This is a genomic window from Pseudomonas sp. 3B-A001-10F (assembly GCF_056313565.1).
Genome location: NZ_JBQYFW010000044.1, coordinates 20,362 through 44,974 on the forward strand (window position 1 = coordinate 20,362; position 24,613 = coordinate 44,974).

General features: G+C 58.9%; 17 protein-coding genes and 2 pseudogenes. 15 read left to right on the forward strand and 4 right to left on the reverse strand.

Features of this window, described 5'->3' with window-relative positions; all coding sequences use genetic code 11:
* The first annotated feature begins 80 nt into the window (after nt 1–80).
* Entirely contained in the window at nt 81–4,946 is a 4,866-nt protein-coding gene (locus AC0ZWN_RS26520) for a dermonecrotic toxin domain-containing protein (protein WP_476337310.1), read from the forward strand.
* A gap of 72 nt (nt 4,947–5,018) precedes the next feature.
* Here the strand turns inward: AC0ZWN_RS26520 and AC0ZWN_RS26525 are convergent, their stop codons facing one another.
* Nucleotides 5,019–5,288 (reverse strand): PepSY domain-containing protein, encoded by a 270-nt coding sequence (locus AC0ZWN_RS26525; protein ID WP_093432877.1) that lies wholly within the window; start codon nt 5,286–5,288, stop codon nt 5,019–5,021.
* A 152-nt stretch (nt 5,289–5,440) separates the two neighbouring features.
* Here AC0ZWN_RS26525 and AC0ZWN_RS26530 point away from each other — a divergent pair, with 152 nt between their 5' ends.
* Nucleotides 5,441–6,442 (forward strand): FecR family protein, encoded by a 1,002-nt coding sequence (locus tag AC0ZWN_RS26530; protein WP_476337311.1) that lies wholly within the window; start codon nt 5,441–5,443, stop codon nt 6,440–6,442.
* Between the two features lie 56 nt (nt 6,443–6,498).
* On the opposite strand, the gene pvdQ is transcribed toward AC0ZWN_RS26530, so the two are convergent.
* Nucleotides 6,499–8,844: a bifunctional acylase PvdQ gene (gene pvdQ, locus AC0ZWN_RS26535; protein ID WP_476337313.1), complete on the reverse strand. Its 2,346-nt coding sequence runs from the start codon at nt 8,842–8,844 to the stop codon at nt 6,499–6,501.
* 1,178 nt (nt 8,845–10,022) lie between these two features.
* Here pvdQ and AC0ZWN_RS26540 point away from each other — a divergent pair.
* Nucleotides 10,023–10,400 (forward strand): fe2+ zn2+ uptake regulation protein, encoded by a 378-nt coding sequence (locus AC0ZWN_RS26540; RefSeq protein WP_093432884.1) that lies wholly within the window; start codon nt 10,023–10,025, stop codon nt 10,398–10,400.
* An 18-nt stretch (nt 10,401–10,418) separates the two neighbouring features.
* Here the strand turns inward: AC0ZWN_RS26540 and AC0ZWN_RS26545 are convergent, their stop codons facing one another.
* Entirely contained in the window at nt 10,419–10,607 is a 189-nt protein-coding gene (locus AC0ZWN_RS26545; protein WP_476337315.1) for a hypothetical protein, read from the reverse strand.
* Nucleotides 10,608–10,765: 158 nt separating this feature from the next.
* On the opposite strand from AC0ZWN_RS26545, the gene AC0ZWN_RS26550 reads away from it, so the two are divergent.
* The 6 genes from AC0ZWN_RS26550 (at nt 10,766) to AC0ZWN_RS26575 (ending at nt 18,214) form a co-directional block, all read left to right on the forward strand.
* Nucleotides 10,766–10,906 (forward strand): hypothetical protein, encoded by a 141-nt coding sequence (locus tag AC0ZWN_RS26550; RefSeq protein WP_007918111.1) that lies wholly within the window; start codon nt 10,766–10,768, stop codon nt 10,904–10,906.
* 274 nt (nt 10,907–11,180) lie between these two features.
* A complete protein-coding gene (locus tag AC0ZWN_RS26555) occupies nt 11,181–12,428 on the forward strand; it encodes an MFS transporter (RefSeq protein ID WP_476337317.1) in 1,248 nt (415 codons plus the stop codon).
* Nucleotides 12,429–12,439: 11 nt separating this feature from the next.
* Nucleotides 12,440–13,570, forward strand: coding sequence for a LuxE/PaaK family acyltransferase (locus AC0ZWN_RS26560; protein WP_476337319.1), 1,131 nt, complete (start codon nt 12,440–12,442; stop codon nt 13,568–13,570).
* A gap of 1 nt (nt 13,571) precedes the next feature.
* Nucleotides 13,572–15,968 carry an acyl-CoA reductase gene (locus AC0ZWN_RS26565; RefSeq protein ID WP_476337321.1) on the forward strand — a complete coding sequence of 799 codons (2,397 nt, stop codon included), beginning with the start codon at nt 13,572–13,574 and terminating at the stop codon, nt 15,966–15,968.
* Between the two features lie 42 nt (nt 15,969–16,010).
* Complete coding sequence (locus AC0ZWN_RS26570) at nt 16,011–17,312, forward strand: phenylacetate--CoA ligase family protein (RefSeq protein ID WP_476337323.1); 1,302 nt, start codon at nt 16,011–16,013, stop codon at nt 17,310–17,312.
* Nucleotides 17,300–18,214: a GNAT family N-acetyltransferase gene (locus tag AC0ZWN_RS26575; protein ID WP_257354963.1), complete on the forward strand. Its 915-nt coding sequence runs from the start codon at nt 17,300–17,302 to the stop codon at nt 18,212–18,214. The genes AC0ZWN_RS26570 and AC0ZWN_RS26575 overlap by 13 nt, the downstream gene beginning before the upstream one ends.
* A gap of 70 nt (nt 18,215–18,284) precedes the next feature.
* On the opposite strand, the gene AC0ZWN_RS26580 is transcribed toward AC0ZWN_RS26575, so the two are convergent.
* Nucleotides 18,285–18,812, reverse strand: coding sequence for a hypothetical protein (locus AC0ZWN_RS26580; RefSeq protein WP_093432901.1), 528 nt, complete (start codon nt 18,810–18,812; stop codon nt 18,285–18,287).
* Nucleotides 18,813–19,193: 381 nt separating this feature from the next.
* Here AC0ZWN_RS26580 and AC0ZWN_RS26585 point away from each other — a divergent pair.
* The 6 genes and pseudogenes from AC0ZWN_RS26585 to AC0ZWN_RS26610 all read left to right on the forward strand — a co-directional run.
* A pseudogene (locus AC0ZWN_RS26585) lies at nt 19,194–20,324 on the forward strand (HAMP domain-containing protein); the annotation flags it as partial.
* Nucleotides 20,325–20,657: 333 nt separating this feature from the next.
* Nucleotides 20,658–21,185, forward strand: a pseudogene (locus AC0ZWN_RS26590) (methyl-accepting chemotaxis protein); the annotation flags it as partial.
* Between the two features lie 238 nt (nt 21,186–21,423).
* Nucleotides 21,424–21,870 carry a DUF411 domain-containing protein gene (locus AC0ZWN_RS26595; protein WP_476337326.1) on the forward strand — a complete coding sequence of 149 codons (447 nt, stop codon included), beginning with the start codon at nt 21,424–21,426 and terminating at the stop codon, nt 21,868–21,870.
* Entirely contained in the window at nt 21,870–22,304 is a 435-nt protein-coding gene (locus AC0ZWN_RS26600; RefSeq protein ID WP_476337332.1) for a YqaA family protein, read from the forward strand. Before AC0ZWN_RS26595 ends, AC0ZWN_RS26600 begins: the two co-directional genes overlap by 1 nt.
* A gap of 87 nt (nt 22,305–22,391) precedes the next feature.
* Nucleotides 22,392–23,441, forward strand: coding sequence for an alpha/beta fold hydrolase (locus AC0ZWN_RS26605; protein ID WP_476337328.1), 1,050 nt, complete (start codon nt 22,392–22,394; stop codon nt 23,439–23,441).
* Nucleotides 23,442–23,454: 13 nt separating this feature from the next.
* The gene (locus AC0ZWN_RS26610) at nt 23,455–24,408 is read left to right on the forward strand and encodes a D-2-hydroxyacid dehydrogenase family protein (RefSeq protein WP_476337330.1); all 954 of its coding nucleotides are present in this window, start codon (nt 23,455–23,457) and stop codon (nt 24,406–24,408) included.
* Nucleotides 24,409–24,613: the final 205 nt, after the last annotated feature.

A 24,613-nucleotide genomic window follows, 5' to 3' on the forward strand; every position in this document is an offset into this window, starting at 1 on the left:
AACTATGTACCGCCTGCACAGCGACCTGCGTACCTACTCTTGAACTCCCCGCCCACGGCGCCCCGTTCAGAGTTCCAATGATGTCCAGCCTCCTGCTATTCCCCGAGATACTCAAATCCCCGGGCCGGCATGCCAGCCTGGGTCCGACCCACGGCCTCAACAGCAAAGATTTCAGCTGGCTCGCGCATGTGCAACTGGCGACCCACGCCCTGCGCAGCGAACAAACCCCACCCATGCTGGCCGAACGCATTCTGCTAAACGCCGACAAGCAACTCGCCATCCCCCTGCCCGGCAGTTTTATTCTCGGCACCGGGCCGGATGACCATGGCGTGTTTTTGTACACACCTTACGACGGTCTGAAAAAATACAGCGATTACCAGACGCTGATGGACGCGCTGCAAACACGCCTCGATAACGCTGAAGAAACCGATGATCTGTTGGCCTTTCTCAGTGTCTTGCTGCGCAAGGAACTGGTAGAGAAACGCGGCATCACCCTCACCCGCGAAACCATCGAAGGTGATGTGTTTGACGATCAAAAAGCGGCGATCAGCCAGTCTCAGGACACCTGCGCCCGCGATGTGCTGGATGAGCTGAAACGTCTGCCGTCGCTCGCCACCTTGCTGGAGAACATTCTCGACGAACTGCTCGAGCCGCATTTTGCCGATTTGCCGCAGTCGCGCACCCGCGTCGGTTTTTACCTCGACAGCGCCCCGATGTCCGCGGAGATAAGGCAATGGGTCAGTTCGCTGTCATTGAGTGAAGCGCTGCTGCTGCACTTTCGCCGTCAGGGCTGGCCGCGCGGCCACACCGTGGAATTCTCCCACCCGGCCCGCGCAAGCCAGGCGGCTGACCAGACCGCCTGGGGCGATGCGATCAAGTCCGCATCGGGACGACTGACCATGCTGTTGTTTCGACAGCTGGAGGCCTACTGGAATGCCGCTGCATTCGAGGGCTCGCCCAGGCGCACGTACTTCAGCCAGACGTTAAAGGATCAAATGCGTGCAGATCTGATGCTCAAGCGCGAAGCGGAAATCCTGTCTGCCACTGAATTCGACGCCCTGCACAGCGTGATCCGCGAACCGAATGTGGCGTCCCGGCGGCCCAACTTCGAAACCGTGTGTTTGCGCGAGGACACCGCCTACATCGAACTGGCCGGGTCGCTGATGATCAACCATGACAAGGCTTATCTCTACACCCCTACCCAAGGCTTGCAAGTCCTCACCAACTACGCCGATCTCAAACAGACGCTGACCGCCAAACTCAATGCCGCCGGCCATGAAGACGAGCTGTACGGACTGATGAACCTGGAAGAGCGCAATCGCTATCTCGGATTTGTCCACGCGCAAGTGTCCGGGGAAAACATCGGCGGCGACATCATCAGCACGCTGTTTGAAGCGGTCCTCACCAAACAACGGCAAAACATTGAATTCGTCTTGCAGCTCTTCCGCCAGAGTGAACGCACCACCGACATCCATGCGCTTTTCGACAAAGCGCTGGATATCCGTTCGATGATTCATGAGCGTCTGCTCAAGCTCGACGTCAACGAGCGCTGGAGTACCCGACCGTTGTTTTCCAGTGCACCGCTGTCGTCACGGGTGCAGACCGACAAGGCCAGGCAACTGGCGATACAGCTTGAACGCGCCGAGGAGAATCTTGGCAGTCACTTCAAGGATCAGCCGACCACCAGCAACGCCGAACAACGCGTGTTTCTCGAAGGTATTCGATGGAAACTGGCACAGGCCTTTGAGGATGGCGTGCGCGCTGAGGCACACATAAGGAATCTCAGCGGTTCCTGGCTGACGGCCGAACGAAAGATTGTCGACGCCGTGTTCGATGCAAAACACGCCAAACGCAGGGATCGTCAGTCGCTCAATGGCTTCCGGCCGGATGCCTGGTCGCTCAGCGTTACCTGCGCAGGCAAAGCCGATGCACTGTCGCTTGCGCATTGCGTACTGTTGACCGAGCGCGGAGGCATGGACGTCGAGCATTCCGGGCGTGCGATCCTGTGGACGCCGGCCATGGGTCTGGAATCGTTCGACGACATCGCCATCGCGCAGAAGCAACTGCAACAGCGCCTGGACGACAATAACCAGTCTCAGACACTGCTGGAAAATCTGTCAACGGCGCACTATCAGCTGGATCAACAATACACACTGGGCCCGTTCCAGTTGATTGAAGGCAACGTGTTGAACGATCGCATGCAATCGGCCATTGAACACTTCCTGGCCCATTGTGAGGCGTTACGCGTTTGCATCACGGACAAGGATGTACTCGCCAGTTTCCTTACTCGAATAACAAACACCGCCATCGATACCAACTTGCGCCGGGCCATCGACCTGGCCCGGGCTTTCGTCCGCCAGCAGGATTTCCCTGACTGGTTACGCATAGCGCCGGTCACGGAACAACGCACACAACTGGCACTGCTGGATGAAGTGCGGCGCAGCGTTATCGATGGCAAGGATTTTCTCCACGACGTCCCCGCGTTAGCCAGCCATGTGGAGCAGACGCTGAAAACACTGCTCGACGCCCGATTCCCTGGCACCGATCTCAAACCAAAGCAGATCCAGATCACCCCGAATCTCACGCTGGCAGGCCCGCCCTGCAACCTGCTCGATTTTGCCTTGCATCACTACAACATCGTGCAGGACACCGGGTTCAAGGTCGCCTCGACCATCGCCAGCGCTTTGCCAGCAACGCTCAATCAGTCTGCGGTTCAGCAACTGCTGCAATCCCTCGACATCACCACCGCCTACACCCGGAAAGTCACCGAGGCGCTCTCATCCGACACTGAGCCGGCACGCACCAGCAAAGCACGGTTCCTTCGTCAGTTGCCCTGGCAGTTGATGCAGCACGCGCACGCCTTGAAGTTGCAACAACAGTTGTCGCAAAGCGGTTTCGACTACGTTTGCCAGGTTCTGGACATGCCCGACGGGGTAGCGCGCGCCACCGTAGAGGGTGCTCACGCCAGTGCTTGCCCGCTGTCATTGATCAAGACCCCCGGTAGCGATTTCGTCGACGCCCTCGGACTTTATGTCATTGGCCCCGGGGCGGGACATACAGGGCCACGCGTGCTCTACGCACCCTACTCGCGGTTCGTATTTCGTGAATTCGAGGACGAAGCGCTATTGATCGAGGCCTTGAATACACCGGGGCATTTTCAGGACCTGATCATCCGGCGCCTGCCTTCCGGGCAACAAGCCGTCTTCAAAAATCTGCTGAACACGACGATTGGCAAGACCAGTGAAATCAAACTTCACCGCACGCCCATCACCGGCAATCTGCTGGAGCATTTGCACAAGGACACGCTCAGCCTTCTACCGCAACTGCTCGCGTGCCAGCCGCAGATCAACGCACAAGCCGATTGGGAAACCGCGAAGTCTCTGTTCAGTCACGGTGTGCGCCTGGTTCCCCATCTCTTGTCGGGGAAAATCGCCTCGTTGTTTTTTCTCTGGAAAAGCTACAACGAGTTCAAGGAGTCCGCCGAAGACCTTCAGGATCATCATTGGGCCAACGCTCTGAAAGGCTTTATCGCCGGGGCGTTATCTCTGTTTAGTCTGGGTCGGCTGTCCTGGGAAACAGAGGCAGAGGCGCAAACAGCTGAATTTGCCTCCGAGACGCAGACCACTGGAGCAAAGGTTGCCGAAACCGGCGCGAACACCACGGAAAAAACCGCCGCTCGCTGGTCAAAAGTCCCACCGGTTAGCACCTCGCGCGCGAACTTGCAGTCTTATGAAACGACCACCGCACTCGACAACCTCACACTTGATAGCAATAAACTGGTTTACGGGGATTCATCCAGCACGCACAAATATGCAGCGATTGCCGGCAAGGTATATCCGGTGATCCAGGCCGAAAAAGCCTGGTACTTGCGCGAAAAAGACGGAGGCCGTGGGCCGGCGCTTGAACAGAAAAACTCACGACTGGTGCTTGCCCGCGCCAGTCAGGCCGTGCATCGCTGTCGATCGAGGAGGCCCCTGGCTCTGCAAACCAAAGTGGAGCAGCACTGTTCAATTCTGATGCTGATCCAGGCGCGAGGGATGGCAGAGATCAACCGCCGATACCCCGCCAGAGCCTTCGTGATTCAGCAAGCGGTTACCCGGGCAAGAAACTACGCGTTGTATTGCCTGTATAACTTCGTCGAACATCGCGACAACCTCGGGGGCACTCGTGTGGAAACGGTCCTCAGAGATTTTTTCGACGTGCGACAGATCACGCCGATGCTGCTGAAGAAAATCGAGAAGGTGATCCTGCCGATTTGCCGCGAACTGACGGACCCAAAGGATGACTTGCTTTACACAGAGCGCTTTTTCGCTGGCCTCAATGCGCGCTACGACGATGACACGGTTGCCTTTGTCTTCAAGGAAGACCGGCGAAAAGTCGTGCACTTCACCGAGCATTTTTTCAATCCGAAACTGGATGTCTACACCGCCTTTTTGCCACCCAGGTTCAATGTTGATTCCCATGCTCGCGCGATCACGCTGCTGCACGAACTTTCGCACCTGATCAACGATAGCGAAGATTTCGTCTCCGTAGAGGCGATGAGTCCCTACCCCGACCTTATCGATACCACCACCGCGGACGGGCAACAGCTCAAAACGAGTCTGGAACGTTATCGTAAATCCTTGTCACGCTCCGCTGCGCCCGAACAGTTATTCGCGACCAGGAATGAGCAAGGGCTGTGGGTAGATCTGGATAAGTTGCCGGAGCAGGCCGATGTCTACAAAAAAGTCCTCAGTCTGACCAAAACCAGAAACCTTGCAGAGGCACGTAAAGCCTTTCGCAATCCGCTCGCTGATGAAGCGCGCATCGAAGTGCTGATGGCCAACGCCGACTCGATCGCCTTACTCATCAGCGAAATGGGCAGACAACTGGATCCGCGAACGGCGCCGATACCGTTGCCGGCGCCAACTTCAAGCCAGGCGGATTCCGTGCAAGCGTCACCGTGACCACGGGAGAAAAAATGCGCCGGTCTGAGGCCGGCGCATTTTTCAGGAACACACTGAGTATTTACCGTGTGATCAATCCTTCTGGTCGCGCAAAATATTGCCCGATGCGCCGTCGATGCGGAACTCGTAAACCACGCCGTCAGCCTTGCGTCCTTCACCTTTCCAGTAGCCGTCGTTGTCGGCTTCGATCTCATAGACTTCGACGTAACCGGCCTTGGTCTTGACGATCTCGATGGCTTTTTCGATGGTGACCCAGCCAGCGCCGGGGCGATCGGCCAACGCTGCGCCAGCACTGAGCAAACCGGCCGTGGCGATCAACGCTGCGAATGTCTTCTTGATCATTTGTTTTCTCCATTTGTGGATAGTGGTCTTGGTCGTCCTGCTTTTTGGGTGTCTGAGGGAAAAATAAGTTCCACTTTGATGGGTAAATGCCATGACGGTTGTTCTCGGTCACTTCCCGACAAGGTTAGAATGGGCGAAATCAGGACGAGTCAATGACCCAAGACACTCTCTCGGAAGCCGAATACGATGCGATCACCGATGCCGCCGCGCATTGGTGCATGCGGGTGCACGCCGATGACTGCACGGACGAAGAGCGTCGCGCATTCAAGCAATGGCACGACGCTCATCCCCTGCATGCATTCGAGTACGAGGCCATGCTGGAAGTCTGGGAGGTGGCCGAACATTTGCCACGCCCACAATCCGTTCCGGTCATGCCGGCCCGTCAGGCACCGCGCTCGTGGCGTCAACTCGCCGTAGCGGCCGGCGTCTGTGCGCTCGCCCTGCCGCTGGCGGCTTACACCGGCTGGAATCTGGGCTGGCTGCCCAACAGCTATCAGCATTTCGCCGCTACCGATACTGTCCGCCAGGTCACGCTGAGTGACGGCAGCCAACTCGAACTGAACCTGAACACTGATCTGACCTTCAGCAATTACAAGGACGAACGCCGCGTTACCCTGAAAAAAGGTGAAGCGTTCTTTACGGTCAGCCACGACATGGCCCACCCGTTTGTCGTCCGCGCAGGCGAAGGCAGGATTCGCGTCACCGGGACACGTTTCAATGTCTGGATGTATCAGGACCAAGTGCGTGTGAACCTGATCGAAGGTTCGGTGCTGGTCACCAGCAATCGCTCGTTGCCGGGCGATGGTTTGCGCCTCGGCCCGTCGATGCAGGCGCGCTACAAACAGGGCGATTACATGCCCCAGATCAGCCAGACTTACCCTGGTGACACCTCGCTGGCCTGGCGCAATGGCAAACTGGTGCTGGATAACCTCGCGTTGAGCGAAGCGCTGCCACTGATCAACCGCTATCTGAGCAATCCATTGGAGCTGGCGGACAACAGCACCGGTACGATTCGCGTGGGTGGCATCTACAACATCAAAGAGCTGAACAATCTCGCGAACAGCCTGCCCAAGGCGCTGCCGGTCTACCTCACCCGTAACAAGGAAGGTAACCCGGTGATCAACTCGATACCGCAACAACCGCCAAAAAGCTGAAGGCCGCACCCCTTGCAGGATGCGGCCCTCTGGCTCAACGCAATTGACGCTCGGGGTTACTGAGCGGCGACCTTCCCCGCTTTGTCCAGTGTCTGGCGCACAGTCTGCACCTGATACTGTGGGTCAGCCTGAATCTGCTGTTCGGTAAACGGCAGGACACTCCACTGTTTCTTCGAGAACGCCTCGGTCTGATCCCGCGAATACTTCGACGCTGGATCGCTCGACAGCGAGAACGCCAGCAGCCCTTGGGCGTGCGGGCCCTTTTCGTCGAAGGTCACGACTTGCAGGTAGCTGGTGCCGCTGACCACTTCGAGTTTGCCGTCTTCACGCGGCACGCTCTGGATAGCGTTGTAGATGCCCAACGTGCCCGGCCCACCGTGAATTGGCGTCTGTTGCCCGCCGCTGCTGACGACCTGGATATCCCCCCAGCGGGTCTGCGGCTTGAGGCCCATTTTTGTGCTCGACTCGACCGATGCCAACATGGCCTCACGCAGTGCCTTGGCCACGGTTGGCTGCTCGATCGCCAGACCACGCGGCGTGTGTTGCGCATCTTTGGGATCGAACGCGACACGCCAGACATCCGGCGAAGCCTGCAAGGCCTGCATGATGTTGTGGAAATGCATCAGGCCCATACCCGAATCAAGATTAGCGCGGCCATCCCATGCCTTGAGGCTGGTGCAAACCGGCTTCAGCGCTGGCGCATCGACACCGAGGTCAGAAGCACAGAACTTCAACAGATCCGGCACCACCTGAGTCGCCAGGTACACCTGATCGTCCATCACCATTTGCTGCAGATCCTTCACTGCCAGCGGGCCTTTTTTACTCAGCGTGCTCAAGCGATCCAGAGCAAACCGGGAGCGCAAGCCCAATGGTTGGCCATCCTGACTAATCAGCGGCGAGAAACCGGTCAGCGGTTGCGCCGGGTTGGCCAGCCACGCCGAGTCGTTGGAGTGCTGAACGAAGTCCTTGCGCAGCAATTGCGGCAATTGGCTGGAAGCATAAATACCCTGCTGCGCCGCTTGCGGATCAATGTCCCATGCGCACGCACTGTTGGAGCCATCCAGCACGATCATCTGCGTACCGATACGCGGATCACTGCACTTGGCCAGTTTCTCGGCATTGACGTTCGGCACCACCGACAGGTTCATGTACAGCGTCTGGCCTTTGTCATCCACGGCCAGGGTGTTGACCCACGGAATGCCCTGGATCTTGTGTACCGAATTCTGCAGTTCCTGAAGCGTGGACGCCTGATTCATCGCGTACCACTGGTTCAGCACGCGATCATTGTCGATATTGGCATCGCGCAGGCTGTAGGCGAACTGATTGTCCCAGTCGAGCTTGCCCGGCCACTGCACGATAGGGCCAAACTGCGAGCTGTAGACATCACGCGAAACCGGCACCACCTGGCCGTCGGCCTGTTTGACCTGCAAGGTCACGGTCTGCTTGTTCAGCGGCAAGGATTGGCCATCGAGCATATAGCGTGTGGAATCCTTTGGATCGAGTTGCAGACGATACAAGGTGAAGTGTTTCGACGAATCGACCGTGTGCGTCCACGCCAGATGCTGATTGAAGCCGATATTGATCATCGGCAAGCCTGGCAAGGCAGCGCCCATGACGTCGAGCTTGCCGGGGATGGTCAGATGCATTTGATAGAAGCGCATGCCACCGACCCACGGGAAATGCGGGTTGGCGAGCAGCATCCCACGCCCGTTGAACGAGCGCTCGCGACCCACCGCGACAGCGTTACTGCCACGGTCCAGAGCGAAGCGTTGCTGACGCGCATCGGCCAACTGATAGGCCTGCACATTGTGTTCGATCACCGCGCTCGCCTGCGGCGGCGTAGCCCCGGCCAGCGCCTCGGCGAACTGCCCGACGCCACCCTCGACCAGCAGACGGCGGGTCAGCTTCACCAGATCTTGCGGTGCAATTTCACGCACCCACTCGCCCTGACACTGTGGCGGCAAGCCTTGCTGACGGCGCTCGCCCAGATAGCGGTTAAAGCCCGCGGCATAGCCTTCGACCAGATCACGCACCTGCGCAGGTTGCGCCTGCCAGAACGCCTTGACCGCTTCCGGCGTGTTGAGCCAGGTAAAGAACACATCGCTGACACGGTTTTCACGCTGCTCGACGGTGAACTGGTCCGGGCCGAAGTAGCGTGAACGTTGACCATTGACCGTCACGATCTCATTGGCCAGCAGACAGAGGTTGTCCTGCGCATAGGCATACCCGATGCCGAAACCAAGCCCGCGCTCGTCCTGCGCACGAATATGCGGCACACCAAAAGCGGTACGGCGAATATCGGCGCTGACATCCGTGGTCGGACTGAACGCATAGGCCGAACAACTCAGCCCGAAAGCCACGCCGGCCAAGGTCAGTCCCGTTAACTGTCTGGAAATTATCACGCTCGCTCCTGATCGACATGCCAAAGAGCGAACCCGGCGCTGGCACGGATCCGCTCTGGAAACACCCACGCGTCCACGCGCAATGAGCCTGTCCAAGAAACGAAGTCAGAGGAAAAAATTTAGGCTCTCCACGCAATCCCCGAAGCAGAATCAAAAGCCCCTCACCCTAGCCCTCTCCCGGAGGGAGAAGGAACTGACCGAGGTGACTGCCAGAGTTACGCCGACGTGAAATACCAAGCCGAACTCAAATCCAGAAGCAGATCAAAAGCCCCTCACCCTAGCCCTCTCCCGGAGGGAGAGGGAACTGACCGAGGTGATTGCCAGAGTTGCGCCGACGTGGAATACCGAGCCGAACGCAAATCCAGAAGCAGATCAAAAGCCCCTCACCCTAGCCCTCTCCCGGAGGGAGAGGGAACTGACCGAGGTGATTGCCAGAGTTGCGCCGACGTGGAATACCGAGCCGAACTGAAATTCAGACGTAGATCAAAACCCCCTCACCCTAGCCCTCTCCCGGAGGGAGAGGGAACTGATCGAGGTGATTGCCAGAGCTACGCCGACGTGAAATACCGAGCCGAACTCAAATCCAAAAGCAGATCAAAAGCCCCTCACTAGCCCTCTCCCTGAGGGAGAGGGAACTGATCTGAGGTGACCAAACCCAACCACCCCCCGCCCCTCACCACTCCACAGGATGAGCGTTAGCTCGGCTGCAGCTCTTGATCTTGCCGTGCTGGCCCCTTCGGTAGGCTGAGTGGAGGGATTGATCCGGGGGTGGGAGCGCAGCGACCGTTTGGCGAAGCCAAACACAGCGAGAGGAGGTGCAGCGAAGCAAACCGTAGGCGCTGCGCCCGGACCGATCCCGGAGCGAAGGAACCCCGAGCCCCAGCGAGCGGGCCGAACGCCGGGGCCCAGCCTTTTGCTTACTTTTCGGCGTCTGGAAAAGTGAGTCGCTGTAAGAGCGAAACCGCCAGCCGCAACCCCCAAAAAAACGGATATACACACAAAACCCAAAGAACCTGGTCGGCCCAAAGGCCGCCAAGGCCACCCCACAATCACAAGGAAAAGACAAATCCCCGACAAAATTTCTACATTTTTTCTTTCATGATTTGTCGTGCTGATACGTCTTGTTCTAGAGAGCGCAAAAAAACCACCCCGATCAGACTCTGAAAAGGAGTAATCGCATGTACAACTCGCAACTACCAACGGACGGTAGCCAGGCACCCAAAGGAGTTTCCATGAGCCCTCACGCGAGCGATTTCGGGCAACGCGTCGAGCGTCACGGTAACGAACGCATCCGCTTGCTGCTGAAAAGTTTCGGGCTGCGCACCAGCCTGATTCGTCTGAAAGTCATCGACGCCTTACTGGTCGCCGCACAAAGCGAACGGCGCCTGGGCGTTCGCGGTGTCCACAGCCAATTGCTCGACCTCGATATTCCGCTGTCCTTCCTCAGTGTGCGTGAGGTGCTCAAGCGCCTGTGCGCCGAAGGTGTGATCACCTTCAATGACGACAAGAGCTACAGCCTGCATCCACAGGCTGCAGCTGTCCTCAACCACGATTGAAGCGTGCAGCCATCGCCGTCAAGGCTTGACCTTGCGGCGCATCACGCCGTTGATCACCACCACGATCACCGCCACACCGATGGCGACGAACTGAAACATCTTCTCCGAAATCATGCCGGCATTTTGCAGCCAGGACAGGCCGAGCATGATGGCCAGGACCGACACGGCGATCAGAATCGAATAAATCAAGCGTTGCTTGTGGGTCATTGCGGCTTCCTGAAACTTTGAAATGTATCCGGTTTGTATCCGTTTGCATGCCATGCACTTACCGTTCTACGGGGATGCGCCGCTGCAATCGGGGTCTCATGTTACAGCCGATGAAGAGTTTTGGCTTCATGACGGCGTAACCATGAGGAATTTTCAAAATGCTGCGTCGAATCACCTGGCTGATTCCCGTTCTTGCCCTGCTGACCCTGAGTGGCTGCATCATCTTCCCCCACGGCGGCTGGCATGACGATCACCACCGTTACTACCAGGGTGGCCCTGGTTATTACCAACATCGCTAGAACAGGATTGTTCGCCCTGCCCGCTTGCCAATGAACAGACCGTGGCAGGAAATCAACAAGTCCGATCAACTTCAAACAAAGCCCGCCCCGTTGCGGGCTTTTCTGTTTTTGCCAAATGCTTCCTTAAATCGCTCTAACTCGTGCTCTGCGCAAAACCCGATCACTAAATAAGTTGCAAGCATTTGAAATCTAATGTCGCAGCAAAACAATAGGCCGGGCGCACCTCTGCAACTAGTCTCTGGCAACTTCCTTTCACTCACTAACAGGAACGTTTATGCAGAGAACTCTTATACAGATCCAGCCGCAAAAAGCGCTCGGATTTTGTTTGGTGATCAGCGCGTTTGAACTTCTGACGTATATGGCCAGCGACTTGATCATGCCTGCGATGTTAAGCGTTACCACCGAACTTGATGCCGATGTGCGGCACGTACCGAACGCTTTCAATCTTTATCTGCTTGGCGGTGTCTGCCTGCAATGGCTGATTGGCCCGCTGTCCGATCAATGGGGTCGAAGGCGGGTATTGTTGATCGGCTGCGCGTTATTTGCGGCCGCCTGCGCGGGGGCCTACAGCACCGAAAGCATTGAAGCCTTCAATCTACTGCGACTGCTGCAGGGCATGGGCCTGGGTTTTGTTGTGGCGGTCAGTTATCCGGCCCTCCAGGAAGTGTTCTGTGAAGCCGATGCGGTGCGTTTGATGGCGCTGCTCGGCAATATCGCCCTGCTTTCCCCCTTGATGGGGCCGCTGATGGGCATTCTGCTGTTGCAATGGCTGTCGTGGCGCGAAGTGTTTCTGGGCCTGGGCCTTGCCGCGTCTATGGTCTGGCTGGGGCTATTCGCATGGATGCCGGAAACGGTTGGCGTCGCCCGTCGAGACGGACAGATGCAACCTGCCGTGCGCTTTTCCTGGGAGCAAACCTGCCGACGTTACCGCGCCCTGTTGGGTAATTGCCGATTCCTCGCCGCCAGCCTGGCGCTGGGGCTGATGAGCCTGCCGCTGATCGCCTGGATCGGCCTGGCGCCGTTGCTGCTGATCGAGTTGCTCGGGCTGACGCCGCTTGAATACGGCGTCTGGCAAATCCCGATTTTCTCTGCGGTGATTGTCGGCAATCTGATCCTTGACCGGTTGCTGATCACGCACGCCTTGCCGCAACTGATCCGCTTGGCGCTCTGGCCGTTTTGCCTGGGGCTTCTGGCCCTGATCGTCTGCGCACTGGCTGGCGCCGGACTCGGGCCGGTGGTCGCCAGTCTGGCGTTGTACGCAGTCGGATTGGGCATGAGCAATGCCGCGCTGTATCGATTGGCGCTGTTTGCCAGTGATGACAGTAAAGGTCTGGTATCGGCACTGATCGGGATGATTTCGATTGCCGTGATGGGCCTCGGCGGCTTGCTGATTGCTGCCATCGGCGGTGGCGCAAGGCTCGAGCTTTTCGCGCTTTGCGCCGCTTTCAGCGGCTTGATGTGTCTCCCTCTGTTGCAGGGTTTGTTGCAACGCACCCCTCCCGACTCCGCCTCTGCTCAGTAAAGGAATATTGAATGCATCACTTCCCCGCCAGCGATGCGCTTTGCGCGTTGCCACACCCCTATTGCCCGGATTCCGTGCCGGTGGGCCTGTTCGATCAGGCCATGACCGAGATCAGTCGGTTTCATTGCCGGCACACCCCCGGCTACGCCCATTGGCTGAACGCCAACGGCCTCGACGAACAGGACCTGGACAGTCTTGATGACTGGGCCCGTCTGCCGCCGATTCTGGCGAACTTCTTCAAACAGCAATTGCTGCTCAGTCCGACCGGAGCGCGCGCCCTGGAACTGACATCGTCCGGCACCAGCGGCCAGAAAAGCCGTATGCGCTATGACCCGCGCAGCCTCGCGGGCGCTCAGTTCATGGTCGAGCGGATCTTCAGCCATTACGGCTGGCACTCACCAGATACGCCTTGCAATTACCTGCTGCTGAGCTACGAACCGCAAGGTGCGATCACCTTGGGAACGTCGTATACCGATCAGTTCCTGTGCCGCTTTGCTCCCGTCAACCGCGTCGCCTACGCGTTACGCAGTAACGGCGACGGCCATCAATTCGATGTGTTCGGCGTCATCACGGCCCTGCAATCGTTCGCCGAAGAAGGCCTGCCCGTGCGCATTTTCGGTTTCCCGGCGTTCCTTTGGCAGACCCTGCAACACATGCAGGCCACCGGCGTGCCTGAGCTGAAACTGCCGGCAGGTTCGCTGGCATTTTTTGGCGGTGGCTGGAAAACCCGGGCCAGCGAGGAAATTCCCAAACAGCAATTGTATGGACGCATCGCCCGGCAACTGGGCATCGAAACCGCACGGTGCCGCGACGGTTACGGTGCAGTCGAGCACGCGGTGCCGTACATCGAATGTGACCGGCATCATTTTCATGTGCCGGTTTACGCCAAGGCGTACGTGCGCAATCCGCAGGATTTTTCCATCCAGCCCTACGGCCAGCAAGGCTTGCTGGGATTCGTCTCGCCCTACATTTCGTCCAGCCCGGCGCATGCGGTGGTGATGAGCGATCTGGCGACGCTGCACCCGGGCTCAAGTTGCGGCTGCGGCCTCGCCAGCGACTGGTTCGAACTGCATGGCCGTGCAGGCACCACCGCCGGCAGGAGCTGCGCGATGGCCGCCTCCGAATTATTGGGGAGGCACTGACATGTACCTGCTCAACGGAGAGCTTTGCGCCGAAATCGACCTCGTCAACGCACTGGCGCAACTGCATCAGACCTTGCCGCACCACCTCAGCACACCGCTGGATAGCGCCGTCGTTCTGACCGCCGCGGGCAACTTTGCGCAGCATCTGCACAGCGCCGAACTGCCGCTGGATGAGGAACAACGCCTGGCGCTGATTGACTTCTGTCAGCCTCACGCCCTGCAAACCAAACTTGAACGCGAACTGGGTGATCAGGCCGATTCACTGCGGCGTGTTGATTATCAGCAATCGCGCTTTGAGCGCTGGAGCCCTTTGGGCCTGGTGGTTCACGTCACCCCGGCCAACGCACCACTGCTGGCCTGCTGCGCCATGCTCGAAAGCCTGTTGGCCGGTAACCTCAACTGGCTACGCCCTAGCCGCAGCGACCAAGGCCTGACCGCACGCCTGCTGCACGCATTGGTGCAATGCGACCCCAGCGGTCAACTCCGCTATTACGTCGCGGTGTTACCCGTAGCGACGGAGCAGATCGGCCGCTTGTGCAAAATGGCCAATGGCGTATCGGCGTGGGGAGGCGAAACCGCGCTGCAAGCCATCCGCCAACAGTTGCCACCCGGATGCCGTTGGATCGACTGGGGGCACCGCATCAGTTTCGCCTACCTGACGTCAGACGCGGCCTCGCCGCCAGCACTGGACGCGATTGTCGATGAGGTCTGCCGACTGGACCAACAAGCTTGCTCCAGCCCGCAATGGTTGCTGGTCGACAGCGACGATCCCGCCGTTGTGCAAGGCATCGGCAGCGCACTGGCCGAGGCATTCGAGCGTCGCGTCGGGCAATGGCCGGCGCTGACTCCGACGGTTCAGGAAGCCAGCGAGATCACCAGCCACACCCTGATGGCGCGTCTGGGCCAGAGCTTTTCCGGTAACACCGGGCAGGTCTGGCGCGCGCCGGGCTGGCGGGTGATCTGGAGCCATGATCAGTCGCTGGCGCCTTCGCCGCTGTTTCGCACGTTGCTGCTCAAACCACTGCCACGGGCGCGACTGACGCAAACACTGCTGCCTTGGCGCAACGTGTTACAGAGTTGCGCGCTGGTCTGCGGTGAGGCGCAGATCAATGAGCTCGCACGCACATTGATTGCAGCGGGCGTCAGCCGAATTACGCCGATCAACGCGATCCACGACGGCTACGACGGCGAGCCCCACGACGGCGTTTACGCACTGCAACGCCTGAGCCGCCGCGTGTCGGTCAGCCTCGCGCCAACGCAGTTGCCCACCCACATGAACCTCGACCAGCCACCTTGCGCACTGACACTGACAGGTCTGCCGATCACCGACAAAGCAGCGTTTATCGCGCGACCGACGACAGCGGCGGCGCAGCTGTTTTTCCGCTCCGGCGGCAGCAGCGGCACACCGGCGCTGTCGGGCTTCAGTTACCGCGATTTTCAACGGCAAATGCGCGCGACGGCCGATGGGTTGTTCGCGGCGGGCCTTGATCCGCGGCGCGACAAGGTGATGAACCTGTTCTTCAGTGGCGGCTTGTACGGCGGCTTCTTCAGTTTTGCCAAAGTCCTGGAATTGCTCGGTGCGACGCACCTGCCCATGGGCGCACCGGCCGACGATGATTACCGCGATATTGCGCAAGTGATCATCGAGCAGCGCGTGACCGTGCTGATCGGCATGCCCAGCACCCTGCATCGACTGTTCCTCAACGAGGGGCCGCGTCTGAGTCGTTATGGGGTGATTGAAAAGGTTTTCCTCGGCGGAGAGCACATCAGCGATCAGTGCCGCGAATTACTGCATCGCTGCGGCGTCGCCAGTATCCGTTCGGCGGTGTACGGCAGTGTCGATGCGGGGCCATTCGGGCATGCCTGCGCCGCCACTGGCGACGGTGTGTTCCATTTGATGGACGCTATCCAGCATCTGGAAATCGTCGCACTGGAGCAGGACAAGCCGGTCGTTGGCGCTGAAGTCGGCCGTTTGCTGTTCACCTCCAAAGCACGTGAAGGCCAACAGGTGCAGCGCTATGAAGTCGGCGACACCGGCCGCTGGCTGCCCGGCGACTGCCCGTGCGCGCTGAGTTCGCCACGTTTCGAATTGCTGCAACGACACGGCCGACTGCTGCGCATCGGCAGCGATTTCATCTGTCTGAACGAACTCGCCCGGCACCTGCAAACGCCATTTCAGTTACACCTCGATCACGCCCCCGATGGCCTCGAGCGCCTGCTGATTCACAGCCCTGGCGAACCCGCAGACATTCTCTGCCGACTCGAGGGCTACGCGACGCTGGCGACACTCGTGCGCACCGGGCTTCTCACCGTGCAGGCGCAAACCTGCGAGCCGCAACATTTCGACAGAAACAAACACAGCGGAAAGATTCCGCCCGTAATCGACTCGCGCCGTTAACAGCGATCGTCAGCCACGGCCAAAACAATTAACGAGAACAACATGAATACAACAACAGAACTTGGCAAGTTGTTCGCTTTTGCCCGCGAACATTCAGCGTATTACGCCAGACACTTGCAAAACGTCGCGCGGCAGACAAATACCCTGGATGAACTTCCGGTAATCGATCCTCAACAATACTGGGCAAGTAGCGAGCATCTGAAACAATGGCCGGTACTGACCTCAACGGTCGAACGCGCCCTGGTATTCAAGACCGGTGGAACAACCAGCGCCGGTAAACTTTCAGTATTTACCCGCGAAGAATGGCAGACACTTGTGCGGGACTTCGGCAGCCATCTCGCCGGTCAACTCAATCCCGGCGACCGGGTGGCGAACCTGTTTTTCGTCGGCGACCTGTATGCCAGTTTCATTTTTATCCACGACGCCCTGGCGCACGAACCGGCGGGTGTTACCGAATACCCGTTTACCGGCGACGTCGACCCTGCGGTGCTGGCCGACTCGATCCGCCAACACCGGATCAATGTGCTGGCCGGCGTGCCCGCGCAATTGCTGGCCTTCGCCGCCGTGCTGGAGCGTCAGGCGCTAACCCTGGGTGAAGTCGAGACAATCCTTTACGGCGGAGAAAGCCTGTTCACCGGACAATTGCAGGTGTTGCACCGGGTGTTTCCCAACGCGCGGATTGCCTCGATCGGTTACGCCAGTGTCGATGCCGGTTTCATCGGCGCCGCAAGCCGCGATTGCGCACTCGGCGAGCACCGGATGCTGGCCAGCCACAGCGTGCTGGAAATCGTCGATGAACACACCGGTGAAGTGATCGAAGAATGCGACCGAACCGGACGACTGTTGATCACCAACCTCACCCGCCGACTGATGCCGCTGATCCGCTACCCCGTGGGTGATCTCGCTTGCTGGCGAGAGCCGGCTACCGCGTCGATGCGCAAGTTCGCCTTGATGGGCCGCAGCGCCAGCAGTCAGCGGGTGCGCGTGAGCAGCCTGACTCTGTTGATCGAAGACATTGCCGCAATCGTCGCACGCATCACCGCCAGCGACGACTGGCAACTGGTCATCAGCCAATCGGCCAACATCGATATCGTGTGCCTGAAATGGCTCCCCAACGCGCTTAAGGCCGAGACCGCTGACGCCAACACGACCTTGCAGCGCGCACTGATCGAGCAATACCCGCTGATCAAGCAACTCTGCGCTGAGCGCTTGATCGAGTTGCAGATTACCCATTGCACACCCGATGAACTCGCTCGCCATCCGCGTTCCGGCAAGCGCCAACGCGTCGTCGATCTGCGTGTCTACGCCACGCCCGGACCGGAGCAACGTCCATGGACAACTTGACGCTGCGCAGTTATCGCCGTTCCGACGCCAGGGCCATCAGCCATCTGTTTCGGGAAATCTATGGTGACCACTACGTGCAGCCGCACGTGTATTTGCCGTTGATGATCAATCAGAACCATGGCGAGGGTCGCTGGCATTCGCTGGTGGCGGAATCCGGGAAAAAAATCCTCGGCCACGCCACGTTGTGCAGAAACGCGGGATCGTCTACGGCGGAACTGGCGTTGAGCGTGGTCCATCCGTCAACACGCGGGCAGAACATCGCGACGCAGTTGGGCATGCGGCTGTTGATCCATGCCCAGGCACTCGGTTGCCACGGCGTGACCATCAAACAGGTGACGCAGCATCTCTACACCCAACGCATGGCTGACCGACTCGGTTTTTGCAGCACCGGGTTGTTGCTCGACTACGTCCCCTCACCGTTTGGCGAGCCACTGCCGGAGTCCATCGTCATCGGCTACACCCCCGTCGAAGGCTATCGCCGCCCGCTCCCGGCATTGTCCTGGCCGCAAAGCTGTCACGATTTCATGGCGCATTTGTGCGGCGTATACGGAACACAAGACAAAGAAGCGCGTTGGGTGGGAGAGCCGATGCAGGTTGAACAATACTCAGGGCGTTATGACGTGGTGCTGAAAAAACTCGACGCCGGCTTGCTTCAACAGCTACGACGACTGCCCGAACACTGGTTGATCTCGATCAGGCTAAGACTGGCAACAGGCTTCGCCAATGCCGTGGATAGCCTGTCGGCAATGGGCTTCGTCTTCACCGGGATTGCCCCGAATGAACGGGGCGCTGGATGGTTGGCGTTGTTTCATCGGGGCTATCGCGCGCGATCGCTGGAGCTGCGCTGCCCACACCTGCAACGACTGCATGATCAGGCTCAACAACGCGTCGCGGCACGCTGAAGCGAGGCGTTGCCGGGTTCTTGCACATCAACCAGCCCGTTCAAGCGTTGAGCGGGCTAAACGGTCAGCCTCATGCTTTGGCTTTGACACCTTCATCGACCGGTTTCGCGGCGTTGCCTTCACCGTAGGTCTTGAGGTTCTGCAGGACATAGATCGCTTTCTTGAACTCGGGAATCAGACTCTGGCCGTAAGCGTTGCCATTGAGGCCATTGTTCTGAATGGCGTCGAGCTGGGTCGCGAAATACTCCAGGGCGTTGAATTTGGCATCGATATCTTTGGTCACGCCAAAACGGTCGAACTTGTCACCGGCGTTCTTCAAGGTAAACGACGTGATCTCGGAGATCAGGCCACGGCTGCGCAGCATCTCGCTCAGATTTCCCAATTGTTTTACTGAAACATTTGCAGGATCAAAGCCCTTGATGGCCTTGCGCAGGCCCTGCTTGTCCATTTCAGCGGTATTCAGCGCGGTGGGATTGGTACCGACCTTGGTCAGCATCTGCTGCACTTTGATGCTCTGGGCCACTTGTTTTTTCGCGCCGGTGTTACGAACCATAACGCCTGCTTTGCTCTCCCAGCCGCCGACAATACCGATCGTCATGAGAAGACTCCCTGTGAAATGAACAAAAAAATATCCGTGTTGAACGGCAATAATGGCCGCGAGTATCGGCGGGCGAATTGATGGCACCAACCTATTTCTGCACTTTTTTACAATTCTTGTACATTCTCGATACAAAAGCCCAATGGCCCGCGTTCACTGATCCAAAGTTGTCATGACAAGGTAACGAAAATCACTTTTTTGCTTATCGACGCGCGCTGATCAACACCTGTGTATCGATCTCGATACCGGCCGGTCATCGGTATTGCTGCTTTTTAGGACGCGAGTACCTAAAGCTTCCGGGCACCACGACGATACGCTGGAGATACCCGCACTGTTTTATCCCTGCCCCTAATAAGAAACGCTGCTCAAGGACCGGACTCCATGCCCGCATTCCGCACTATTCAGGCTCGCTACACGCTGTTTCTGGTTCTGTTCATCCTGTTGTTGTCGGTGTTGACCGTGGTCGGCATCAGCCAACTGGTCGCCCCCAAGCTGCGTCACACCGAAGAACAAGTCGTCCTCAACCGCATCGCCGAAGTCGCCGAGCAGATTCAGGGCGAGCTGAACAAAGTGCAGGCGCAACAGCGCAGCATCACCCAGACCATCCCGCTGCTCGACAGCGCTGCCATCGACACGGTGCTGCCAGGTCTGGTCGATCAATACGGCGAGCTGAAAGTATTCGGCGGCGGGATCTGGCCTTTGCCGGGGCAACGTGAAGCCGGGCGCAACAAATTCAGTACGTTCTGGCACCGCGACGCTTCGGGCAAACTCGCCGTCAACACCTTCTGGAACAGCGACGCGGCGCCCAACTACTACGACCAGAGCTGGTACAAGGGCGGCATGGCCACACCGCGCGGTCAATGCGCCTGGGCGGCGGCCTATAAAGATGACGCCAGCGCCGAGCCGCGCACCAACTGCGCCATGGCCATCCAGAAAAACGGCAATGCGTGGGGCGTGTCGACCATTGACGTCACCCTTGGCTTCTTCAACGACCTGGTGGCGCGCAAGGAAAAAGACCTCAACGCCGAGATGCTGATCGTTGAAGCCGACGGCAAGGTCATCAGTAACAGCTCGCGCATCAGTGGCCCGATCGTGCTGAAGAACATCAGCGAACTGGCCGGTACGTCGACCTTCGCCAGCCAGGTCAAAGCCGGGTTGCAGAACCGCGATCAGGCGCAGCGCATCGAATTCGATAACAACGGTGAAGCCAGCACTTTCTTCATGCGTCCTATCGAAGGCACGCCGTGGTTCCTCGCCACGGCGCTGCCGACGAAAATGCTCACCGCCCAGCGTGATGACGTCCTCAGCACCTTGAGCCTGTTGCAGATTCCGCTGGTGATCCTGCTGGTGCTGTTGCAGGTCTACGCGATTCGCCAGTTGGTGCAACGCATGAAAGCCTTGAAAGCCAACATCGATTTGCTGTCCAGCGGCGATGCCGACCTGACCCGGCGCATCACCATTCGCGCCGAAGATGAACTCGGCGCCATCGGTCATTCGGTCAACACCTTTATTGCCTACTTGCAAAACATGATCGGCGAAGTCACCCAGGCCACCGGCGCCATGGCCTCCAGCCTGGATAACCTGCAACGCACCTCGGCGCAGACCAGCCAGATTCTGTTGCGCCATGCTTCGGAAACCGATCAGACCGTTACCGCCATCACCGAAATGAGTTCGACGGCAGAAAGCGTTGCGCAGAACGCCGCCGAAACCGCCGCGTTTACCCAGCGCGCCAATGAAAATGCCGACCGTTCGCGGGTGGTGGTGGGCGAAGCGACCAACAGCGTGGTCGCGTTGATCGATGAAGTGGCCAGCGCTACACACAAAGTTGAAAACATGCAGCAGGACGCCCAGCGCATCACCGAAATTCTCGGGGTGATCGGCGCGATTGCCGGGCAGACCAACCTGTTGGCGCTCAACGCGGCCATCGAAGCAGCACGCGCCGGTGAACAGGGCCGTGGTTTTGCCGTGGTTGCCGATGAAGTGCGTGCCCTCGCCGCGCGCACCCAGGCCAGCACCTCGGAAATCAACGAGATGTTGACGCGTCTGACTCAGGGCGTGAGCTCATCGGTCAGCGCCATGGAAAACACCCAGGCCAGTTGCCAGTCCGCCGCCGACGCGACCGCACGGGTCAACTCCGGTCTGGACGAAATGGCCGGTTCGGTCAGCCACATCAACAGCCTCAGCACCCAGATCGCCACTGCCGCCGAGCAGCAAAGCGCCGTGACCGAAGAGATCAACCGCAGCATGGTGCAGATCCGCCACATGGTCGATGAGCTGGTGCAGAGTGGCAAAGCCAGCGAACTCAATACTCACCAGTTGCTCGAAGCCAACAGCCGGGTGAGCGCGATCATGGGGCGTTTCAAAGTGCGCTGATCCCTGCGTACCACAAGGGTTTTCTGCTCAACAGATAACCCTTGTGGGAGCGAGCCTGCTCGCGAAAGCGATCTTTCAGTCCCCGCTTCAGTGTTTGAACTACCGCATGCGCGAGCAGGCTCGCTCTCACAGGTTGGTGCTGCGCTTTGCAACAACTGGAAACATTGCGTTGATGCCCGGCGGCAAAAACCGGTCAAAATGCGTGCTTTCCGATTGTCACCCGAGCCGAGAATCCGTTATGCGAACCCACCTGCGTCTGCTCGCCCTGAGCGCCCTGTTCATCTCCGCAATGGCCCAGGCCGCCGACCTGATTCCGATCGAAGTCCATCGCGATGCCAATTGCGGCTGCTGCAAAAAATGGATCAGCCACCTCGAAGCCAATGGCTTCAAAGTCGAAGATCACGTCGAAAGCGACATGAGCAGCTTCAAGCAGCAACATGGCGTACCGCCGCGTCTGGCCTCGTGCCACACCGCGATCATCAGCGGCAAATTCGTCGAAGGCCATGTGCCCGCGGAACAGGTTCTGGCCCTGAGCAAGCGTGACGATCTGCTCGGCGTCGCCGCACCGGGCATGCCAATGGGCTCGCCGGGCATGGAAATGGACGGCATGAGTGATGCTTATCAGGTTATCGGCCTGAAGAAAGACGGGGCTGACGTGGTCGTGGCGGATTACCCGGCCCATTGATCACCGCAGCGTACGGCGGCCTGTTTCTCGCCGCTTTCGGCGCGGCGACCTTGTTGCCGCTGCAATCCGAGGCGTTACTGGTCGGCCTGATCGTCAGCGAGCGTTACTGGCTGTGGGGGCTGCTGGCGGTGGCGACCCTGGGCAACGTACTCGGCTCGCTGGTCAACTGGTGGCTGGGGCGCGGGATCGAGCGTTTTCAGGATCGGCGCTGGTTTCCGGTCAGCGCCGCGCACATGGCGAGGGCGCGCAAACACTATGAGCGCTACGGTCACTGGTCGTTGCTGCTGAGCTGGTTGCCGATCATTGGCGACCCACTGACGTTGATTGCCGGCGTGATGCGCGAACCGCTAGGGCGCTTTCTGTTGATCGTCACCCTGTCCAAAGGTGTACGTTACGGCGTGCTGACCCTGCTGACGCTGGGGTGGCTGGGTTGAACGTTCAGGCGCGGGCATTGCCTGTGTTTAACGTCGGCGTAATCCGCTCGTTCCAGCATCGGCCGATTTCAAACGGAGTTTGACCTTATGTCTGTCATGTTTTCCCGTTGGCTGCCTAGCCTGTTTCTTTGCGCCGCCCTGCCCCTGTCGGCGCAGGCTGCGACGCCAAGCGAAGCGACGCCGGAAGGCCCGGCCTATGGCCCGGAACTGCAAGGCTTCGATTATCCCTACACCCTTAAACACTTTGCCTTTCAGTCCCAGGGCAAATCCCTGCAGATGGGTTACATGGACGTCGCCGCTCACGGCAAGGCCAACGGCCGCACTGTGGTGCTGATGCACGGCAAGAATTTTTGCGCAGCCACCTGGGACAGTTCGATCAAGGCCTTGAGCGAATCCGGTTACCGGGTGATCGCACCGGACCAGATCGGCTTCTGCACCTCCAGTAAACCCGACAACTATCAATACAGCTTTCAGCAACTGGCGACCAACACTCAGCAGTTGCTCAAAGCGCTGGGCATTCAAAAAGCCACGCTGCTCGGTCATTCCACCGGCGGCATGCTCGCCACGCGTTATGCCTTGCTGTTCCCCGAGCAGGTCGAGCAACTGGCGCTGGTCAACCCGATCGGCCTGGAAGACTGGAAAGCCCTCGGCGTGCCGTATCGCACCGTGGATCAGTGGTATCAGCGTGAGCTGAAAGTCAGCGCCCAAGGCATCCGTGATTACGAACGCACCACTTACTACGACGGCCGCTGGAAACCGGAATTCGACCGTTGGGTGGACATGCTCGCCGGGCTGAGCAAAGGCCCGGGCAAGACTCAGGTCGCATGGAACTCAGCGCTGATCTACGACATGATTTTCACCCAGCCGGTGTATTACGAGTTCAAGGACCTGAAGATGCCGACCCTGCTGCTGATCGGCACCTCCGACACCACGGCCATCGGCAAGGATCTCGCGCCGCCTGAGGTGAAAGCGAAAATCGGCCATTACGACGTGCTCGGCAAACAAGTGGCCAAGCTAATCCCGCAGTCGACGCTGGTGGAATTTCCCGGCATGGGCCACGCGCCGCAAATGGAAGAGCCGGCGCAGTTCCACAAGGCCTTGCTCGGCTGGCTGAATACAACCAATCCCGTTCGTTGATGAGGTAAGGCTGATGGCGGTGCAGATTGCAGTGATCGATGACTGGCAGGACGTAGCCCGCGACGTGGTCGACTGGTCGGTGCTCGATGGCCTCGGTGAAGTGACGTTCGAACACGATTACCCGGCGGACAATGCCACACTGGCCGAGCGACTGGGCCGCTACCAGGTGATCTGCGTGATGCGCGAGCGCACGCGCTTCGATGAGGATTTGCTCAAGCGTTTGCCTCATCTGAAGTTGCTGGTCACCGGCGGCATGCGCAACGCAGCGCTGGATATGCAAGCGGCCGCCAGGCTGGGGATCAAGGTTTGCGGCACCGACAGTTACAAGCATGCCGCGCCGGAATTGACCTGGGCGCTGATCATGGCGGCCACGCGCAATCTGGTGAACGAAGCCAATGCCCTGCGCGACGGTCACTGGCAGCAAGGGCTGGGCGGTGACCTGCACGGCAAGACCCTCGGCATTCTCGGTCTGGGCAGCATCGGCCAACGCGTGGCGCAGTTTGGTCAGGTGTTCGGCATGCGGGTGATTGCCTGGAGCGAAAACCTCACCGCCGAACGCGCTGAACAGGCTGGCGTGATGTACGTGAGCAAGCAGGAACTGTTCGAACAGTCCGATGTGTTGTCGGTGCATCTGGTGCTCAGCGAGCGCAGTCGCGGGCTGGTCGATGCACAGGCACTGGGCTGGATGAAGCCGACGGCCCTGCTGGTCAACACCGCCCGCGGGCCGATTGTCGATGAGGCAGCGCTGATCAAGGCGTTGCAGAAACAGCAGATCGCCGGGGCGGCGCTGGACGTGTTCGAACAGGAACCGCTGCCCGCGATGCACCCGTTTCGAACGCTGGACAATGTCTTGGCGACGCCGCATGTCGGGTATGTCAGCCGGCAGAACTATGAGCAGTTCTTTTCGCAGATGATCGAGGATATTCAGGCTTGGTCGGCTGGTCATCCAATCCGTGCGTTAAATTAACCCCCACTGTAGGAGCTGCCGAAGGCTGCGATCTTTTGATCTTCGCTTTTAAATGCAAAATCAAAAGATCGCAGCCTTCGGCAGCTCCTTGTATGTTGCCCTCACACCAGTCAATTGAGATCTAAGCTCGCTGGTGCGGACATACGAAGATGTGTTTCTGGGGGAGACCGATCGCTCCTGAAGGCAGGACTTGCTCCTGACCTTG

Coding starts and splice junctions, on each gene's coding strand:
- AC0ZWN_RS26605 (WP_476337328.1), top strand. CDS start 22,392: ATGTCTGTCATGTTTTCCCGTTGGCTGCCTAGCCTGTTTCTTTGCGCC.
- AC0ZWN_RS26575 (WP_257354963.1), top strand. CDS start 17,300: ATGGACAACTTGACGCTGCGCAGTTATCGCCGTTCCGACGCCAGGGCC.
- AC0ZWN_RS26555 (WP_476337317.1), top strand. CDS start 11,181: ATGCAGAGAACTCTTATACAGATCCAGCCGCAAAAAGCGCTCGGATTT.
- AC0ZWN_RS26545 (WP_476337315.1), bottom strand. CDS start 10,607: ATGACCCACAAGCAACGCTTGATTTATTCGATTCTGATCGCCGTGTCG.
- AC0ZWN_RS26610 (WP_476337330.1), top strand. CDS start 23,455: ATGGCGGTGCAGATTGCAGTGATCGATGACTGGCAGGACGTAGCCCGC.
- AC0ZWN_RS26530 (WP_476337311.1), top strand. CDS start 5,441: ATGACCCAAGACACTCTCTCGGAAGCCGAATACGATGCGATCACCGAT.
- AC0ZWN_RS26570 (WP_476337323.1), top strand. CDS start 16,011: ATGAATACAACAACAGAACTTGGCAAGTTGTTCGCTTTTGCCCGCGAA.
- AC0ZWN_RS26550 (WP_007918111.1), top strand. CDS start 10,766: ATGCTGCGTCGAATCACCTGGCTGATTCCCGTTCTTGCCCTGCTGACC.
- AC0ZWN_RS26565 (WP_476337321.1), top strand. CDS start 13,572: ATGTACCTGCTCAACGGAGAGCTTTGCGCCGAAATCGACCTCGTCAAC.
- AC0ZWN_RS26540 (WP_093432884.1), top strand. CDS start 10,023: ATGTACAACTCGCAACTACCAACGGACGGTAGCCAGGCACCCAAAGGA.
- AC0ZWN_RS26580 (WP_093432901.1), bottom strand. CDS start 18,812: ATGACGATCGGTATTGTCGGCGGCTGGGAGAGCAAAGCAGGCGTTATG.
- AC0ZWN_RS26560 (WP_476337319.1), top strand. CDS start 12,440: ATGCATCACTTCCCCGCCAGCGATGCGCTTTGCGCGTTGCCACACCCC.
- AC0ZWN_RS26595 (WP_476337326.1), top strand. CDS start 21,424: ATGCGAACCCACCTGCGTCTGCTCGCCCTGAGCGCCCTGTTCATCTCC.
- AC0ZWN_RS26525 (WP_093432877.1), bottom strand. CDS start 5,288: ATGATCAAGAAGACATTCGCAGCGTTGATCGCCACGGCCGGTTTGCTC.
- AC0ZWN_RS26520 (WP_476337310.1), top strand. CDS start 81: ATGTCCAGCCTCCTGCTATTCCCCGAGATACTCAAATCCCCGGGCCGG.